This is a genomic window from Nocardioidaceae bacterium, from assembly GCA_018672315.1.
Taxonomy (GTDB): Bacteria; Actinomycetota; Actinomycetes; order Propionibacteriales; family Nocardioidaceae; genus TYQ2.
The window spans coordinates 1549241-1565321 of the sequence record CP076053.1; the positions used below are offsets into that span (position 1 = coordinate 1549241).

The window sequence follows — 16081 nt, forward strand, 5'->3', positions numbered from 1 at the left end:
CGGCGAGGCTCGCCGACGCGGCCACCGAGTTCGCCGTCCGTACGCTGGTGGGGTGGTCGACGACGGCTCCCGGCACCGGCGTCGCCCCGCCGCGACCCGCGACGCCCTCCTCGACGCGGCCGAGCGTCTCTTCGCCGAGCACGGCGTCGCCGCCGTCTCCGACCGGCGGGTGGCGGTTGAGGCCGGGCAAGGAAACAACGCTGCGGTCGCGTACCACTTCGGCCGGCGCGCCGACCTCGTCGAGGCGCTCGTCATGCGGCATCTCCCGACGGTGGAACGTCGGTGCGCCGCGATCATCGCGGGGCTCCCGACGGACGCCCCGCCGCGCGCCTGGATCGGTGCCCTGGTGCATCCGTTGGTCGACCACGCCCTCGAGCTGCCGCGGCCGACCTTCCACCTGCGGTGTGCAGCGCAGCTGCGCGCCGACCCGGCTCACGCCGAGACGATCGCGCGCCTGCGGGCCGAGCACGCGCCGAGCCTCCGTGCGGCACAGGAGGGCCTCCGCGCCAGCGTTGCTGCCCTGTCACCGACCGCGGAGCGCGCCCGGGGTGACATGACCCGGCTGGTGCTGCTGCACGGCTTCGCCTCGCTCGAGCTGCGTCTCACCGACGGCCGGGACGACGAGACGGCGGCCCGTGCCTGGCGTACGGCGGGCGCCGAGGTCGTCGATGCGCTGGCCGGTCTCTGGACCGCCCCGTCCCACACGGCGACGTAGATCACGGTGGAGCCGGCGCCAATTTTAAGGCAACTGCTTTATGGTTGACGGCGACATCTTCTGAGTCATCCCGTCGTTCTGTCGTCCCGCCGTGAAGTCCGCGGCCGGAGAGGTGAGCCCGTGTCCGTCCGTACGTCCTCCGCCGAGCGAACAGCAGCCCGCTCCGCACGCCCCGACCACCCGACCGTGGTCGTGGCCGCCCTCTGCCTGGGAGGCCTCGTCGCCGCCCTCACGCAGACCATGGTCATCCCGATCCAGGCCGAGCTGCCGCGGCTGCTCGCCGCGACGGTCGCCGACGCCGCCTGGGTCATCACCATCACCCTGCTGGCCGGCGCGGTGACGATGCCGATCAGCGGACGCCTGGCCGACATCCACGGCAAGCAGCGCGTGCTGCTCGGGTCCGGGCTCCTCCTGGTCGCCGGGTCCGTCGTGAGTGCCCTGTCCAGCGGACTCTTCTCCCTGCTCGTCGGCCGCGGTCTCCAGGGCGTGGCCATGGGCTTCATCCCGGTCGGCATCGCCCTGCTGCGCGAGGTCATGCCGCCCGAGAAGGCCTCCGGCGCCGTGGCGACCATGAGCGCGACGCTCGGTGTCGGCGGCGCGATCGGTCTGCCGCTCTCGGCGTGGATCGCGCAGAGCGGTGACTGGCACAACCTCTTCTGGGTCTCCAGCGCCGCGGCGTTGGTCGTCGTCGTGGCGGTCGCGACCCTGGTGCCGAACACGCCGCCTGCCCAACGGGCTCGCTTCGACGTGCCTGGGGCCGTGGGTCTGGCGCTCGGTCTCTCGCTCTTCCTCGTGGGCATCTCCAAGGCCAGCACCTGGGGCTGGACGTCGGGTCGCACCGTGGGCGCGATCGTCGCCGGCCTGGCCGTGCTCGTCGTCTGGGGTGCGATGCAGCTGCGGACGGCGAACCCGCTGGTCGACCTGCGCAGCACCGCGCGTACGCCGGTGCTGCTCACCAACATCGCTGCGGTCGCCGTCGGCATGGGGATGATGGCCCAGGCGATCGTCATGCCGCAGCTGCTGGAGCTGCCGAGCGCCACGGGCTACGGCCTCGACCAGTCGATCCTCGCCGCCGGCCTCTGGATGGCTCCCGGCGGCCTGATGATGCTGCTCTTCGCGCCGGTCGCCAGCCGCATCATCGACAGTCGTGGTGCCAAGACCGCTCTCGCGCTCGGTGCGGCGGTGCTCGGCTTCGGCTACGTCGTCGCGTTCCTGCTGATGTCGGCGCCGTGGCAGGTCATGGTCGCGACGCTGGTGATCTCGGCCGGTGTCGGCATCGGGTACGCCGCGATGCCCACCCTCGTCCTCGACGCGTCGCCTGCCGAGGAGGCCGGCTCGGCGGTCGGCGTCAACACCCTCATGCGCAGTCTGGGCACCGCCATCGCCTCCGCGGTGATGGGCACGCTGCTGTCGAGCTCGACGCAGCCGCTGGGTTCCGTACGGGTGCCGACCGAGGGGGCGTTCGAGGCGTGCTTCGTCTTCGGGGCGATCGCCGCCTTCGTCGGCGTCGCCGTCACGTTGACGATCCCCAGAAGGCCGTCGCAGGCACATTCAGACGCAGACGAGGTGGACGAGGCGGGCGAGCAGGCAAGCGCACGGCCGACGGCGCAGCCTGCCACCTGAGGTGGCCGGCTGCGCCGCGGCTGGGAGCCCGTCTCAGGCGGGCATCGGTGCCGGTTCGGGGCTCGGGTCCGGTCCCGGGACGGGGGTCGGTCCCGGCTGCGGCGTGGGCCCGGGGCCGGGGCCCGGCACGGGTGTCGGTGCGGGGCCGGGCGAGGGAGCCGGCCCGGGAGCAGGAACCGGTGTCGGTGTGGGCGCGGGGCCCGGCTCGACGGGCGGGGCGGTTGAGGTGACGGTCATCGAGCGCTTCCTCTCGTCGGGTGCACATGAAGCCTGCCCTGTCCCGCCGAGAGATCACCTCAGCGGGACAGCGGACAGCGGACAGCGGACGGCGTCCGGCGTCCGGCGAGGAGTCCGGCACCGGGCGAATCGAGAAGGCGCAGGGAGCGGGATGAGGAGATCTCGGGACGTACAGCGCACAATTGGCTGCCGCCAAGTGGGGCGGCTCGCTCACCTGGGAGAATCGTGTTCTTCAGCTCCTCGCGGCGCCCGATCGCCGCGTCTGTCGCATCCGCCGTCACCGCAGCGGTCCTCGGCGCCGCTCCCGCCGCGACCGCTGTCGCTGAGGACGCCGGCACCCCCGTCCCCCTGGCCGGCGTGCCGATCACGCCTCGCGACACGGCAGTGCCGATCACACCGCTGGCCCAGGTGGGTGACCGCCTGCTGGTGAGGCGCGACGACATCGGGTGGGGGGACGGGGGGCGGATCTTCTCTGTCTCGCGCGACGGCTCCACGGCCGCCCTCACCGCCGATCTGGACGGGCTGTCACCGGTCGCCTTCGGAGATGACGGTCGTGTGGCTGCCATCGAGAGCTCTCGCAGCACGCTGATGACGGGTGTCGTCGACGGCGAGACCATCGCTCCTCTCGAGAGCTTCGCGACGTGGCCGGTCAATGGGCAGCTCGTCGGCTTCACCGATGACGGCGTGCTGACTCTCGCCCGCCCGCTGCCGGACCCCTCCCACCTCGAGTTCACCTCCTGGGCCGGTGGAGCTGCGACGCGCTTTCCCGGGCTCGAGGACGGTGAGACCATCGGCCGCTACTCCGTCGGGTCGAGCGACTCCGTGCTCGCTTTCACGATCGTCGGACCGGACGACGGCTTCCGGTCCCTCGCGACGGTCGATGCGGCGACGGGCACCATTCGCCGCGTACGCCCCCCGGGTCCCTGCGGCTACCCGGTCCAGGAGTCACGTCTGCACGACGGTGCGCTGGCCTGGACAACGTGGGAGAGCGGGAGCGACGTGCACACCGTGTGTCGCGCCGCGGTGGACACGAGCGGGTCCGTGAGCGGCCCCGAGCAGCTCGGCACCCTGGCGCGGGCGGATCTGGACGTACTCCCCGTCGGCGGCCCCGACGGCGCCGTCGTGCTGACCTCGCGGTGGTACTCCTACGCCGAGACGCCCGCAGGCCTCGTGATGGATCGCAACGGCTCACGCGCCCTGCCCGCGACGGCGCACGACGCGGTGGCGTACGACGACGGCGCGGTGGTCAGCGTCGACGGCACCAGCCTGGCGACGGTCGACCTCTCGTCGGGCGGTCTGAACGAGCTGCTCCCCGAGCGGCGACTCCCTGCCGAGGCGTCTCGGATCTCCGTCGACGACGGCCGTGTGCTCGTGGTCGACGACGGCGCAGCCGGCGGGAAGGGGCGGCTGACCAGCCGGGCCGTCGGTGCCGGCCTCGCCCTGGGGAAGCCGGTGCGGTCGGCGAGACCGGCTCTCGACGTGCTCGCTCGCGAGGGCGCCTCCGCCATCATGTCGACGACGCAGCCCTTCACCCTGATCGACCGTGGCGGCACTGCCCGCACGGCCGGCCTCGGCGCGACGCAGGACAGCACCCGCATCATCGGTGTCAGCGGCACCGTGGCTCTGGTCGCACCTGTCGACGTCATCGGCTCGCAGTTGATCGACACCGTGGATCCCACACAGGATCCGATGCGCCTCGAGCGTCCCCGCGGCGCCGGGACGCTCATCGAGCCAGACCCCGACGCCCTGACACACGGACGCGCGTACAGCCCGGGAACGATCTTCTCCGGCCTCGACGGGCTGGTCGCCTCTTACGACGTGACCTCGCAGACCGCGGTCGATCTCACCGTCCCGCGCTGCGGACTGGTGACCGCGGTGCAGGCTGCCGGACCGTACGTGCTGGCCGTGTGCCAGGGCGGCGCAGCACACGACGGACCCACCTCGACACGCGTGATCGACGAACGCGGGACGACCCCCGCGGTGACGCTGCCCCCAGCTCCCGCGTCCCTCGACGGTTCGGCTTCGCAGGTCATGCTCGGCAACGGCTTCGCTGTGACCTGGACTGCCGAGGGCGTCATCCGCTGGATCGACCTCGACGCCGCCGACCGCGGCTGGCGGCCGCTCGCCTCGGCCTCGGGGCCTCTGCGCGACCTCGACGTCTCCACCGGTCGCGACCCGCTCGTGGGCTGGGTGGACGCCGAGGGTGCGGCGACCGTCGCCCGTGTCCCGGCCACCGGCGCGCTCCCGGCTCCGGTGACGCTCGGTTATCGGGCCCCCGCCGCGCCGGTCGCCGAAGTGGTCCACGAGGGGGCAGGCCTGCGCATCTCGTGGTCCGCGGAGCCGAAGCAGCCCGTCGACCACTACGTGCTCAGTGGCTTCGGCCACGATCCGGCCGTCTGGACGGTCCCCGGCGACCGTCTCAGTGAGGTGTTCACGCCGTCGAACCCGCGGGCGGCCGCCGGCGGGACGATCACGGCGGTGAACGGCGCCGGGCGACGCGACACGTACGTCGAGGTCGGCCGCGCCATGCCGCCCACCCCGACGAACCTGCGCGTGAGCGTCGATCCCGATACCTCGCGCGTCACGGTGAGCTGGGACTACGAGGATCAGCCGTACGCACCTCGCGCCCGGTATTTCGAACTGCAGGACGCGTACGGTCGTCAGCTCGAGCTGGTGGCTTCTGACCAGAGGTCCGCGAGTTTCGTCGCGGACGCCGCGACCGAGGGCCGGGTGAGCGTCGTCGTCATGGGTGAAGAGGGTTCGTCGTCGTCGGCCAGCGTCGCGTATGTCTCGCCCGGGATCGACCGGACACCGCCGCGGCTGACCATCGCGGCCTTGCCGGCGGTGACCCTCACCGGTCACGCGCGCGCCTCGGCGTCGGCCACCGACCGCAGCGGCGTCGCCCGGGTCGAGGTGCGACAGGCCAGCGCGACGCCGCGCACCGTGTACGGGCGCTACTCCTCGGCGGAGCGAGTCGGCACCGACCGTGGCTCCGTGGTCGTGCAGGTGACCGAGGGTGCCAGCACATGCGTCCAGTTCCGGGCGGTCGACGGCCAAGGCAACGTCGGGCCGTGGACGAGGGCCGGCTGCACCGTGCGTCCCCTCCGCGAGACTGCGCTGCAGCGCAGCGCCGGGTGGCGAACCGTCCGCGGTCGAGAGCTCCTCGACCGAGCTGCGATGTCGACCGTGCAGCGCGGCCGCACCCTGTCCCTCCCGATCCGCTGGTCGACCGGGGTCTGGCTGATCGCCGACACGTGTCCGACATGCGGCTCGATCCGGCTCCGTAGCGAGGGGCGGTGGCTAGGCGGCGCCGTCAGTCTGCGGTCGCCGTCGGTTCGTCACCGGCGCCTGGTCGAGCTTCCTTGGAGCGGGAGCGGCACCGACGTCACCGTCGTGACGACGAGCCGCAAGCGCGTGGTGGTCGACGGTCTCGCGGTCATGCCCTGATATCAGGCCCTCGGCAGTGCGGCGGCCAGGGTCCGGTGGATCCGGTCGACCTGGGCCGGCGTCACATCGCCGACGGCGGTCAGTCTCGGGTAGAGCGTCCTGGGCCAGCAGACCTCGACGCCGCGCACCGAGAACGCGCCGCCGATCAGCGGCCAGTCGGCCTCGAGGAAGCACAGCACTCCGCGCACGGGCGCCTCGTCCCCGACCAGCGATCTGACGAGGTCCACCTGGCGGAGGGCACCGTCGACCAGCGAGGTGCGATCGCGTCCCGCGACGAGCAACTTCTCCACACGGGGTCGCAGCACACCGCCCTCGACCCTGCGGGACGGGCGGCCGCGGTACCTCTTGGCGTCGACGACCCAGACACCGTTCGTGGTGACGACCAGGTGATCGACGTTGGCCCGCGAGCGAGGGATGCGGCGGTCGTGGAGAAGACGTACGTCGTCTCCCGCCAGTCGATCGAGGGCCCGACCCAGCCTCTCCTCGCCGAGCGCGCCTGCGTCCCAGGCCTGCGTCGATGGCGGATCGCTGCTCAGCGCGAGCACCAGTCCACCGATGTGGGGGAATCGCCCACGGATGCGTCGGTCCCGCGCTTCGCGGCGACGCTCGAACTCACGGCGTGCCGAGGCTCCGGCATGACCGCTTGCGACGGCCTCGTCGGCATCTTCCTCGGGCGTCGACCCCCATGTCGGCTCGGCTGCATCGGCGAGGTGGCTGAGGCAGCGGACGGTGCGTGTCCGTCGCTCGTGGACGGCGCGTGTGCCGGCGTCGAGCGGCGTGCCACAGACGCGACAGGAGCCGGCGTAGCGGAGCCGTATGGCCTTCTCCACCGTCGCTCCCGTGTCCTCCATCCCGGCAGTATCACCTCACATCGATCGCCTCGCCGCCGTATCGGGAGGATCGTGCGCTCAGCCTCGCTCTGGTCGACCGTCGGCGGACTCGTCTCGTCGATGTGGCGGTCCGTCTGCGGTTCGCGGCCCGTACGCCCCGGTCGGCCACCGCTTCTCGATCTCGGCGTTCAGCTCGGCGCCGAGCAGCACCGCCAGCGCCGAGACCCACAACCACAGCGAGACGGCGATGGGCGCGCTGAGCTGCCGGTAGACGGTCTCGCCGCCGTCGAGGCTCGCTCCGCTGAGCGCGAGGTAGAGCCGCAGGCCCGCCGCGGCGACGAGCCACAACGCCATCGCCAGCACCGCCCCGGGCAGGTCGCGCCGCCAGGGCGTACGCCACGGGACGCCGACGTGGAACACGGTCGCCAGCGCGACGACGACCAGCAGGCCGACCAGCGGCCAGAACAACCAGTCGAGAACGGAGGACCCGGCTGCGGCCACGCCGTCGGGCGCGAGGGCACGCATCAGGCGCGGTCCCAGCACCAGCAGCGGCAGCAGCGCGACCGCTCCGACCGTCGCCGCGACGGTCATCCCGAGCGCGAGGATCCGTTGGCGCCAGCGGGCGCGCGGGTGCTCGAGGTCGTACGCGATCGTCACCGTCTCCAGCACCCGGTTGGTGGCCCGCGACCCGGTCCACAGACCCAGCAGCAGCCCGAAGCCGATCACGTCGACCCGTCCCTCGCGGGTGACGGGGCGGACGAGCTGCTCGTACGCCGCGAACGTGTCGCCCGACAGCGCCGCCCGCGGGACGGTGAAGACCAGCCGGTCCAGCTCGGCGCGCCCGTCGGGTCCGAGGACGTCGGCAACGAAGCCGAGCGAGCCGAGCACCACCAGCAGCAGCGCGGGCAGCGAGATCAGGGTGAACAGCGCGACCTCGGCCGCGAGGCCCGGGACGCGGTCGCGACGGGCGTCGCGGACGGTGGCGACGGCGAGCTCCAGCCCCGTGCGCACCGGCGCCGGGGCGCGGGAGGCGAAGCGCTCGCTGCGCCCGAGCGCCGCCTCGCGCAACCGGTCACCGACGGTCGCGACGCGCTCGGCGAGGTCAGCGGCGCGCTCGCGGGGACCCGGCATCTCCTCATGGTCCCAGGCGTGCGCGCGGGCTCAGTCCTCGACGGCGCGCGTCCCGCCGATCTCCACGCGCAGGAGGCGCGCGGCCAGGCTCGAGGCCGGGCCCAGCGCCAGCACCACCACGAGCGTCCCCACACCGACGGTCGCGCCGAGCAGCCAGCCGAGCAGGGCCGAGGCACCCTGGACGGCGTTGTAGCTCCACCGGAACGGCACCGGCGGGTCGTACGCGAGCGCGGCCGCCTCGGCCGGGCCCGCCCCCAGCCGGCTGCCGAGGTAGGCCGCGATCCCCACGGCGATCACGGGGACCGACCCCGCGAGGAGCAACGCCTGGCCGAGCAGCGAGCCGGGCGTCTCGAGCACCCGCAGGGCGAGGTCGGCGACGAGGCCGACGACCACCACCTGGACGACCGTCCCGACGCCCGGCACGACCTTCCGCAGCGCCGCGAGGGCGAGGAAGGTCAGGCTGACGACGACGTTCGCGACGACGAACGCCCACCCCGTGCCGAGCGCGACCCCGTTCACGAGAGTGGAGAAGCCGTCGGACCCGAGGTCCGCGCGCAGCACCATCGCCACCCCGATCCCGAGGGTGACGCAGCCGCCGATGAGCAGCATCGCGCGGCGCAGGCCCGAGTTCGCGGTCGAGGTCACCGGGAGACCGTACGACCGCCGCTAGGGTCTCTGCGGACCGACCACTGCCGTACGCGCCACGAAGGAGCCACCATGGCCGCCAAGCGACTGAGCCCGTGTGCCGAGGGATCGCAGAAGTGCGTCTCGACGCTGGACACGCAGGAGTACTGCGCGATGGACCCCGTGCCGTTCACCGGTTCGCCCGAGCAGGCGAAGGCCGCGGTCATGAAGGTCATCGCCGACTTCCCGCGCACCTCGGTCACGACCGAGGAGGCCGACTACGTCTCGGCGGTCTTCAAGACGAAGGTGCTCCGCTTCAAGGACACCGTCGAGTTCGAGATCGACGCCGACGACAACATGGTCCACTTCCGCTCCGAGTCCGTGCCGTACGCCGGCTCCGACCTCGGCGCGAACCGCAAGCGCATGACGACGGTGCGCGAGCAGCTCGTCGCCGCCCTGGGCTGACCGCGGGCCTGTCAGCCGCCACCGCGGCCGGCACGACGATCAGGTGTGCATGCCGCTCTCGTGCGCCCCGTGACTGAGCATCTCGAACTGCACGGTCGAGTGCTCGACGTCGTACTCATCGGCCAGGCACGCCTGCGCCTCGTCGAGCAGCTGGGCGAGATGGCCGTCGAAGAAGCACGCGTCGTCGACGACGAGGTGCGCGGTCAGGACCGGGAGCCCGGTGGCGACCTGGGTGGCGTGGAGGTCGTGCACCTCGTGCACGTGCTCCATCGCCAGCAACCGGTCGCGGACGGCGTCGAGGTCCAGGCCCGCCGGGGTCGCCTCCAGCAGGATGTGTCCGGTCTCGCGGAGCAGTCGCACGGCGCGGGGAAGGATCAGCGCAGCGATCACGAGGGACGCGATCGCGTCCGCGCGGAGGAACCCGGTCGTGGCCACGGTCGCCGCGGCCACCAGCACCGCCACCGAGCCGAGAGCGTCGTTCGCGACCTCGAGGAACGCCGCCCTCATGTTGAGGTTGTCGCCGCGCCCCCCGGCCAGGACCAGCAGGCCGATGATGTTGCCGACCAGTCCGACGGCACCGAAGACGATCATCGCGGTCGGCGCGACCTCTTCGGGCGAGAAGAGGCGGCGTACGGCCTCGACCAGCACGTATCCCCCGACCACGAGCAGCAGTCCGGCCTGGGCGGCGGCGCCGAGCACCTCGGCGCGATGCCAGCCCCAGGTGCGCTGCGAGGTCGAGGGGCGGGTCACCAGCACGGCCGCCAACAGGCCCATCGTCAGGCCGAGGGCGTCGGTGAGCATGTGTGCGGCGTCGGCGAGCAGGGCCAGCGACCCGGAGACGATCGCGCCGACGACCTCGACGACCAGCACCGTCACGGTGATGGCGAGGACGACGGCCAGGCGGCCGCGGTGGTCGGGCATCGGGTGCGCGTGGTCGTGAGCCGTCACGGGTGCCTCCCTCCTCCGGTGCGTGCTGTGTCAGCCACCGTCGCGAGGTTCCCCGATCGAAGTCGGCTGAGTCGTCCCGATCCGGCCGCGTCGGGGTCCGGACATGGCTGTCGGGGGTGACCCGCCTCCCTGACAGGCCACCCCCGACCGCTCGGGGTGTCTCGTACGCCTTCCGCTCCCTCACGCGGCGCGCGTCCGAGTCGTGGTGGTGCTGGACGAGGCGAGGAGGGGCTCGTCTCGTGTCCCGCTGGGGTGGTGATCGGCCCCGGATGGACCGACCTGAGCGATTCGTCGGAGGAATCCCCGACATCTCGTGACGAAGGCGCACGCCCGGCTCGGACACGACCAGGTCAGATGACCAGCCCCAGAGCCATCGGGCCGATGAGCACCGTGAACATGGTGATGAGCACCAGGCCGACGATGTTGAGCACGAAGCCTCCGCGCACCATCTCGGCGATGGTCACCGACCCGGTGCCGAAGACGATCGCGTTCGGTGGCGTGCCGACGGGCAGCATGAAGGCGCAGGTCGCGGCCAGCGCAGCGGGGATCAGCAGGGTGGTCGGGTCCACGCCGATGCCGACGGCCACGCCGCCGAGCACGGGGATGAAGGTCGCCGCGGTGGCGGTGTTGCTGGTGACCTCGGTCAGGAAGAGCACGATCGCGGAGACCGCGGCGAGCAGCAGCACGATCGGGAGCACCTCGAGCCCGGAGACCTGCTCGCCGAAGTAGACGTCGAGCCCGGAGGTGGCCACGGCGGCCGCCAGGCTCAGGCCGCCGCCGAACAGGAGCAGCACGCCCCACGGCAGGCCCGTCTCCGCGTCCTTCCAGTCGAGCACCATCGCGCCCTCGCGGTCACCGGGCAGGAAGAAGAGCGCGAGGCCGGCACCGATCGCGATCGCCGTGTCATCGAGGCCGCCGATCCAGGGGAGGAGGGTCGAGACCGCGTCGATCTCGGCCAGCAGGCCCGGGACGACCCACAGGAACGCCGCGCCGCCGAAGACGACGCAGACCATCCGCTCGCCCAGCGTCATCTCGCCGAGCGCATCGATCTCGGCCTCGATCATCTGAGCGCCGCCGGCCACCTCGGGGAGGTCGAAGCGGAACAGCACGCGGGTGATCAGCAGCCAGGAGACGGCGATGAAGGTGATGACGATCGGGACGCCCAGCATCATCCACTGCAGGAAGCCGACGTCCTGGCCCAGCTCGTCGCTGAGGTAGCCGGCGACGATCGCGTTCGGTGGGCTGCCGAGCAGCGTCCCGAGACCGCCGATCGAGGCGGCCCAGGCGATGGAGAGCACGAGCGCGACCCCGAAGGTCCGCACCTGCTTGTCAGCGACGATGTCGCTGATGGCGCGACCGGCAGCAAGTCCTTCGCGCAGGTCCTCGCCGGCAGTCCCAGCGTCCGAGGCCAGGTCGGAGCGCCGCTCCACCACCAGGGCGAGAACGCTCATCGCGATGGGCAGCATCATGAGGGTCGTGGCCGTGTTCGACACCCACATCGACAGGAACGCGGTCGAGACCATCATCCCGAGGATGATCCGTCGCGGCGAGGTGCCCACCCGACGCAGCGTCAGCAGCGCGATCCGACGGTGCAGGTTCCACTTCTGCATCGCGATCGCGATGAGGAAGCCGCCCAGGAACAGGAACACGATCGAGCTCGCGTACGGCGCCGTCGCGTCGTCCACCTCGATCGAGGTGAGCGCCGGGATCGCCACGATCGGGATCAGCGAGGTCGCTGCCAGGGGGATCGCCTCGGTGATCCACCAGAACGCCATGAGCACGCCGATGGCGGCCACGGCCCGCGCATCGCCGTCCAGCGAGCCGCCGCCGAGCGCGAGGTAGGTCAGCAGAGCTGCGGCGATGCCGGCGACCCGGAGGATCCAGGTGGTCCTCCGGGACCGTCCGGACGGTCCGCCGTCGTCGACGGCGGTCGGGGGTGAGTCGGTCGGACCGGTGGTCCGTGGGCTCGTCGGTGTCGTGCTCATGTCGAGGCCTCCTCGTGAACGGTGCATGTGCCTACCGTCACGGCTCGTGTGACTCACGTCTCCCTTCTGTTCATTGCGTTCACGACATCGCTGGCCGGCCGCGTCATGATGAGCCGGTGAGGCGAGGTGGACGCGGACCGGCAGCGGGCGAGCGGTCCGTCGCTGCCCGCATCCTGAGCCTGCTCGCCGCGCTCGTGCTCGTGCTCGTCGTGGTCGCCACGGTCCTGGCCGTCGTCGACGCCCGCCGGGACGCCCGCGACGTCGCCCGCTCCCAGGCACTGGCCACGGCGTGGGCGGTCGCCGGCGCTCCCAGCGTGCGCGACGCCCTGGCCGACTCCGACCCGTCGCGGAGGATCCAGCCCTACGCCGAGCGGGTCCGCCGTGACACGGGCGTCGACTTCGTGGTCGTGATGGATCTGGACCGCACCCGCTTCTCCCACCCGATGCCCGACCTGATCGGTGAGAGCTTCGTCGGAGGCCTGGGCGGAGCGCCGGAAGGGCGCGCCTTCACCCAGCAGTACGAGGGGACGCTCGGACCGTCCGAGCGCGCGGTCGTGCCGGTGGTCGACGGCTCCCGGCCAGACGGCGGTTCGGTGATCGCGCTCGTCTCGGCCGGGGTGACCCTCGAGAAGGTCGATGCGGGCCTGCGGGGCGAGCTCGCCTGGGTGCTGGCCGCAGCGGTCGCCGTGCTCGGTCTCGGGTACGCCGGCGCCTGGGGGGTCGTACGCCGTCTGCGGCGCGACACGCACGGCCTCGGACCTGGGGAGATCGCGCGGATCTACGAGTACCACCAGGCCGTGCTCCACGCGGTCCGTGAGGGCCTGCTGCTGCTGGACGCCCGCGGCGTCGTGCAGCTCGCCAACGACGAGGCGCAGCGACTCCTCGGGCTGCCCGGCGCCGTCGCGGGTCGTCGTCTCGACGACCTCGGCCTGCCGCCCTCCCTGGTCTCGGCCGTCGGGGCCGGCGCGGACGAGCACGACGCCGTCCACGTCGTCGGCGACCACGTGCTGGTGGTCAGCGCCACCCCCGCGGTCGCGCGCGGCCGGGAGGTGGGATCGGTCGTGACGCTGCGTGACCGCACCGAGCTGCAGGAGACGATGGGCGAGCTCGACACCGTGCGGGGACTGACCGACTCGTTGCGGGCTCAGCAGCACGAGGCGGCCAACCGGCTCCACACCGTGGTGTCCCTGATCGAGACGGGCCGCACCGCACAGGCGGTCGAGTTCGCCACCGGCGAGCTGCACGTCGTACGCCGTCTCACCGACGACGTGCTCGCCGCCGCGGGCGAGCCGGTGCTCGGTGCGCTCCTGCTCGCGAAGCTGTCGCAGGCCGAGGAGCGTGGTATCACGCTGACCCTCCACGGGGCCCTGCCCGCGCGGGAGGACCTGCCGACCCGCGACCTAGTCACCGTGGTGGGCAACCTCATCGACAACGCCCTCGAGGCCGTCGAGGCCGTCGAGGCCGTCGAGGCCCGGAGCACCTCCCTGCCGGCGGGCGGGGCCGTCCGCGAGGTGTCCTGCCACCTCGACGGCGACGAGGAGGGTCTGGTGGTGACCGTCGGCGACAGCGGAGACGGCACCGGCGGCCGCGACCTCGCCGATCTGCAGGTCCGCGGCGTGACGACCAAGGGGGCAGCGGACGGACGCGGCATCGGCCTCGCCCTCGTGACGCAGGCCGTGCGTCGTCACGGTGGAGAGATCACGCTCGGCGTCTCCGACCTCGGGGGCGCGGAGTTCCAGGTGGAGATCCCTCTCGCCGGGGTGAGGACGGTGCGCTCGTGAGCATCCGGGTGCTCGTGGTCGAGGACGAGGAGATCCCGGCGCAGGTGCACGCCGACTACGTCGGCCGCCTGGAGGGCTTCGAGCTGGTCGCGGTGACGCGGTCGGCCCGCGACGCCCACCGGACCCTGCGTCAGGACCCGACGATCGACCTGGTGCTCCTCGACCTCAACCTGCCCGACGGACACGGTCTGCGACTGGTGCAGCAGCTGCACGCGGAGCAGGCGACCTGCGACGTCCTCGCGGTGACTGCCGCCCGGGACGCACAGGTCGTGCGGCGCGCGATCGCTCTCGGGGTGGTCGGCTACCTCATCAAGCCCTTCACGTTCGCCATGTTCCGCAGCCGGCTCGAGACGTACGCCGCCTATCGCGCCGAGGCGTCCGCGGCACCGGACCTCGTCGTCCAGCACGAGGTCGACCAGCTGCTCGTCGCGCTGCGGCCGCGAGGAGCGACCACGGCGTATCCGAAGGGGATCAACGCCGACACCCTGCGCCTGGTCGTCGACTGCCTGCGGGCGGCGGAGGAGGACGTCTCGGCGAGCGAGCTGGCGCTCTCCGCGGGCGTCTCGCGGGTGACCGCCCGGCGGTACCTCGAGCACCTGCACGAGGAGGGCAGCCTGACCCGACGTCCGCGCTACGTGGCCAGCGGACGTCCCGAGACGGCCTACCGCTGGGTCGACCGCGGCCCCGCCTGAGACGACGAGCGCCCGCCCGGGACCGCGGGGGTCCGGGGCGGGCGCTCGTTCGTGCTCCTGGGCGCTGCGGCGCGGGGAGACTCAGCCCTGCTGGCCGAGCGCGAACTGCACGTTGCCCGAGTCGTCCACGCCGGCGTCGAGCACGGCGTTGTCGAGCGCGGCAGCGGCCTCGGTCTCGAGGTAGACGACGGCGCCACCCTGCTCGACGACCTGGTCGCCCGGCTCGGGCTGGGTCGCGGGGGCGATCCCGAAGCCCTCCTGCTCGCCCTCGACGGTGGCGATGCGGAGGTGGACGTCCTCGCTGCCGGGCTGGGCGGCGAGCTGCTGGACGATGGAGGAGGCGTTCTCGGTGAGAGTCAGCATGGGGCCTTTCGCGTGAATCGGGTGTAAACCGTCCACCGTACGCACCTCACACGCTCACGCAACCCGGTCGCGCGCTCGCTCAGGCTCCCCAGGGCTTCGTCGGCTGCAGCACGGCCTCCTCGAGCGCGGCCGTCCGCAGGGCGGTGACCTGCTGGTACCCGGGATCCCCGACCATGTCGAGGAACGCCTGTCGGCTGGGGTAGCGCACGAGCAGCACGGCGTCCCAGGCCTGGCCGTCCTCCGCGACCAGGGCGGAGGTGCCTGAGCCGGCGTACAGGACCTCGCCGCCGACCCGCGGCAGGAAGGTCTCCCCGACGGCGCGGGAGTAGTCCTTGTACGAGCGCCTGCCCGCCTCGTCCTTCCAGCGCAGCAGGTTCAGCATGACGACGGGGCCGCCGTCGTCGTCGGCGAGGAACTGCTTCAGGTCCGGTCCTGTGGGGTCGATGGCCATGACCCGACCCTGACGCATCGGCGCGCCGGTCCGCGCGCCCGCCTCAGGACGTCGGGCGGCGGTTCTCCACGATGAGCCGCAACCGGCGGATCGTCTCGTGGTTGCGCCAGTGCAGCGGACCCTGACGCAGCACGGACGGGACGAGCCGTGCGGGCCCGGAGCGCACGTCCTCCTCGATCCGCAGCTCCGTGCCGCTGCCGTGGGGGGTGAGGTGGAGGCGTACGCGGGCATCACCCGAGGGCCAGGCGCGGGCCCGCAGTTGCAGCATCGAGCCGGGACGGCACTCCTCGACCTCGGTGACGTCGTCCACCACGAACGGCCACACGCCCACCGAGTGGTGCAACCGCGCCCCCGCGGCGGGCCAGTCGTCGTCGACCTCGCGCATCCGCGTGGCGCCGACGACGAACAACGGGTACAGCCAGCCGTCGGCGAGCACGTCCCAGACCTGGTCGGGCGTCGCGTCCACGACGCGTCGGTTGCTGCTCATGCGGTCACCTCTGCTCGGTGGGGGATCAGGTGCCCGGAACGGCCCTGGCGCGGAGCCAGGACTGGGTGCCGGACGGGAGGTAGCGGATCTTCGGGGCGCCGTCGCACGGCGTCACCAGGAGAGCGGCGTCGTCGGGCAGCTCCCACTTCACCGCGTGGAAGACACGGGAGAGGCTCTCGGTGCTGTCGACGAGCACGAGGTGCTCCTCGACGCGCCGGACCTCCCGCCACGGTCCGTTCGAGGAGCCGTCGAGGTCGGCGGGGATCACGGCGTCGCTCCAGGCCACGAAGACGGTCACCCGA

15 protein-coding genes are annotated in these 16081 nt (G+C 72.5%); 6 read left to right on the forward strand and 9 right to left on the reverse strand.

Annotated elements, in window-relative coordinates; translation table 11 throughout:
• Nucleotides 1–52: 52 nt before the first annotated feature.
• The 3 genes from KLP28_07300 to KLP28_07310 all read left to right on the forward strand — a co-directional run bounded on the left by KLP28_07300 (nt 53) and on the right by KLP28_07310 (nt 6022).
• Complete coding sequence (locus tag KLP28_07300; protein QWC86475.1) at nt 53–715, forward strand: TetR/AcrR family transcriptional regulator; 663 nt, start codon at nt 53–55, stop codon at nt 713–715.
• Nucleotides 716–835: 120 nt separating this feature from the next.
• Nucleotides 836–2338, forward strand: a complete 1503-nt coding sequence (locus KLP28_07305) for an MFS transporter (GenBank protein ID QWC86476.1) — start codon at nt 836–838, stop codon at nt 2336–2338.
• 462 nt (nt 2339–2800) lie between these two features.
• Nucleotides 2801–6022, forward strand: coding sequence for a hypothetical protein (locus KLP28_07310; GenBank protein ID QWC86477.1), 3222 nt, complete (start codon nt 2801–2803; stop codon nt 6020–6022).
• Nucleotides 6023–6024: 2 nt separating this feature from the next.
• Here the strand turns inward: KLP28_07310 and KLP28_07315 are convergent, their stop codons facing one another.
• Genes KLP28_07315 through KLP28_07325 form a run of 3 tightly spaced genes read right to left on the reverse strand, consistent with a single transcriptional unit; the run spans nt 6025 to nt 8628 of the window.
• The gene (locus KLP28_07315) at nt 6025–6873 is read right to left on the reverse strand and encodes an NERD domain-containing protein (GenBank protein QWC86478.1); all 849 of its coding nucleotides are present in this window, start codon (nt 6871–6873) and stop codon (nt 6025–6027) included.
• A gap of 57 nt (nt 6874–6930) precedes the next feature.
• Complete coding sequence (locus KLP28_07320; GenBank protein ID QWC86479.1) at nt 6931–7983, reverse strand: YihY/virulence factor BrkB family protein; 1053 nt, start codon at nt 7981–7983, stop codon at nt 6931–6933.
• 30 nt (nt 7984–8013) lie between these two features.
• Nucleotides 8014–8628, reverse strand: a complete 615-nt coding sequence (locus KLP28_07325; GenBank protein QWC86480.1) for a hypothetical protein — start codon at nt 8626–8628, stop codon at nt 8014–8016.
• A gap of 72 nt (nt 8629–8700) precedes the next feature.
• Here KLP28_07325 and KLP28_07330 point away from each other — a divergent pair, with 72 nt between their 5' ends.
• Nucleotides 8701–9072 carry a DUF1499 domain-containing protein gene (locus KLP28_07330; protein ID QWC86481.1) on the forward strand — a complete coding sequence of 124 codons (372 nt, stop codon included), beginning with the start codon at nt 8701–8703 and terminating at the stop codon, nt 9070–9072.
• A gap of 39 nt (nt 9073–9111) precedes the next feature.
• Here KLP28_07330 and KLP28_07335 read toward each other — a convergent pair whose 3' ends face one another.
• Nucleotides 9112–9993, reverse strand: coding sequence for a cation diffusion facilitator family transporter (locus KLP28_07335; protein QWC86866.1), 882 nt, complete (start codon nt 9991–9993; stop codon nt 9112–9114).
• A gap of 377 nt (nt 9994–10370) precedes the next feature.
• Entirely contained in the window at nt 10371–12005 is a 1635-nt protein-coding gene (locus KLP28_07340; protein ID QWC86482.1) for an anion permease, read from the reverse strand.
• 116 nt (nt 12006–12121) lie between these two features.
• Here KLP28_07340 and KLP28_07345 point away from each other — a divergent pair, with 116 nt between their 5' ends.
• Together KLP28_07345 and KLP28_07350 are read left to right on the forward strand one after the other, a co-directional pair.
• Nucleotides 12122–13786 carry a sensor histidine kinase gene (locus tag KLP28_07345; GenBank protein ID QWC86483.1) on the forward strand — a complete coding sequence of 555 codons (1665 nt, stop codon included), beginning with the start codon at nt 12122–12124 and terminating at the stop codon, nt 13784–13786.
• A complete protein-coding gene (locus tag KLP28_07350; GenBank protein QWC86484.1) occupies nt 13783–14478 on the forward strand; it encodes a response regulator in 696 nt (231 codons plus the stop codon). Before KLP28_07345 ends, KLP28_07350 begins: the two co-directional genes overlap by 4 nt.
• Before the next feature lie 81 nt (nt 14479–14559).
• On the opposite strand, the gene KLP28_07355 is transcribed toward KLP28_07350, so the two are convergent.
• From KLP28_07355 to KLP28_07370, 4 genes are all read right to left on the reverse strand, one after another.
• Nucleotides 14560–14841 carry a Fe-S cluster assembly protein HesB gene (locus KLP28_07355; protein ID QWC86485.1) on the reverse strand — a complete coding sequence of 94 codons (282 nt, stop codon included), beginning with the start codon at nt 14839–14841 and terminating at the stop codon, nt 14560–14562.
• 79 nt (nt 14842–14920) lie between these two features.
• Nucleotides 14921–15292 carry a DUF1330 domain-containing protein gene (locus KLP28_07360; GenBank protein ID QWC86486.1) on the reverse strand — a complete coding sequence of 124 codons (372 nt, stop codon included), beginning with the start codon at nt 15290–15292 and terminating at the stop codon, nt 14921–14923.
• A 43-nt stretch (nt 15293–15335) separates the two neighbouring features.
• Nucleotides 15336–15779: an SRPBCC family protein gene (locus KLP28_07365; GenBank protein ID QWC86487.1), complete on the reverse strand. Its 444-nt coding sequence runs from the start codon at nt 15777–15779 to the stop codon at nt 15336–15338.
• Nucleotides 15780–15804: 25 nt separating this feature from the next.
• Nucleotides 15805–16077 (reverse strand): hypothetical protein, encoded by a 273-nt coding sequence (locus KLP28_07370; GenBank protein QWC86488.1) that lies wholly within the window; start codon nt 16075–16077, stop codon nt 15805–15807.
• Between the last annotated feature and the right edge of the window lie 4 nt (nt 16078–16081).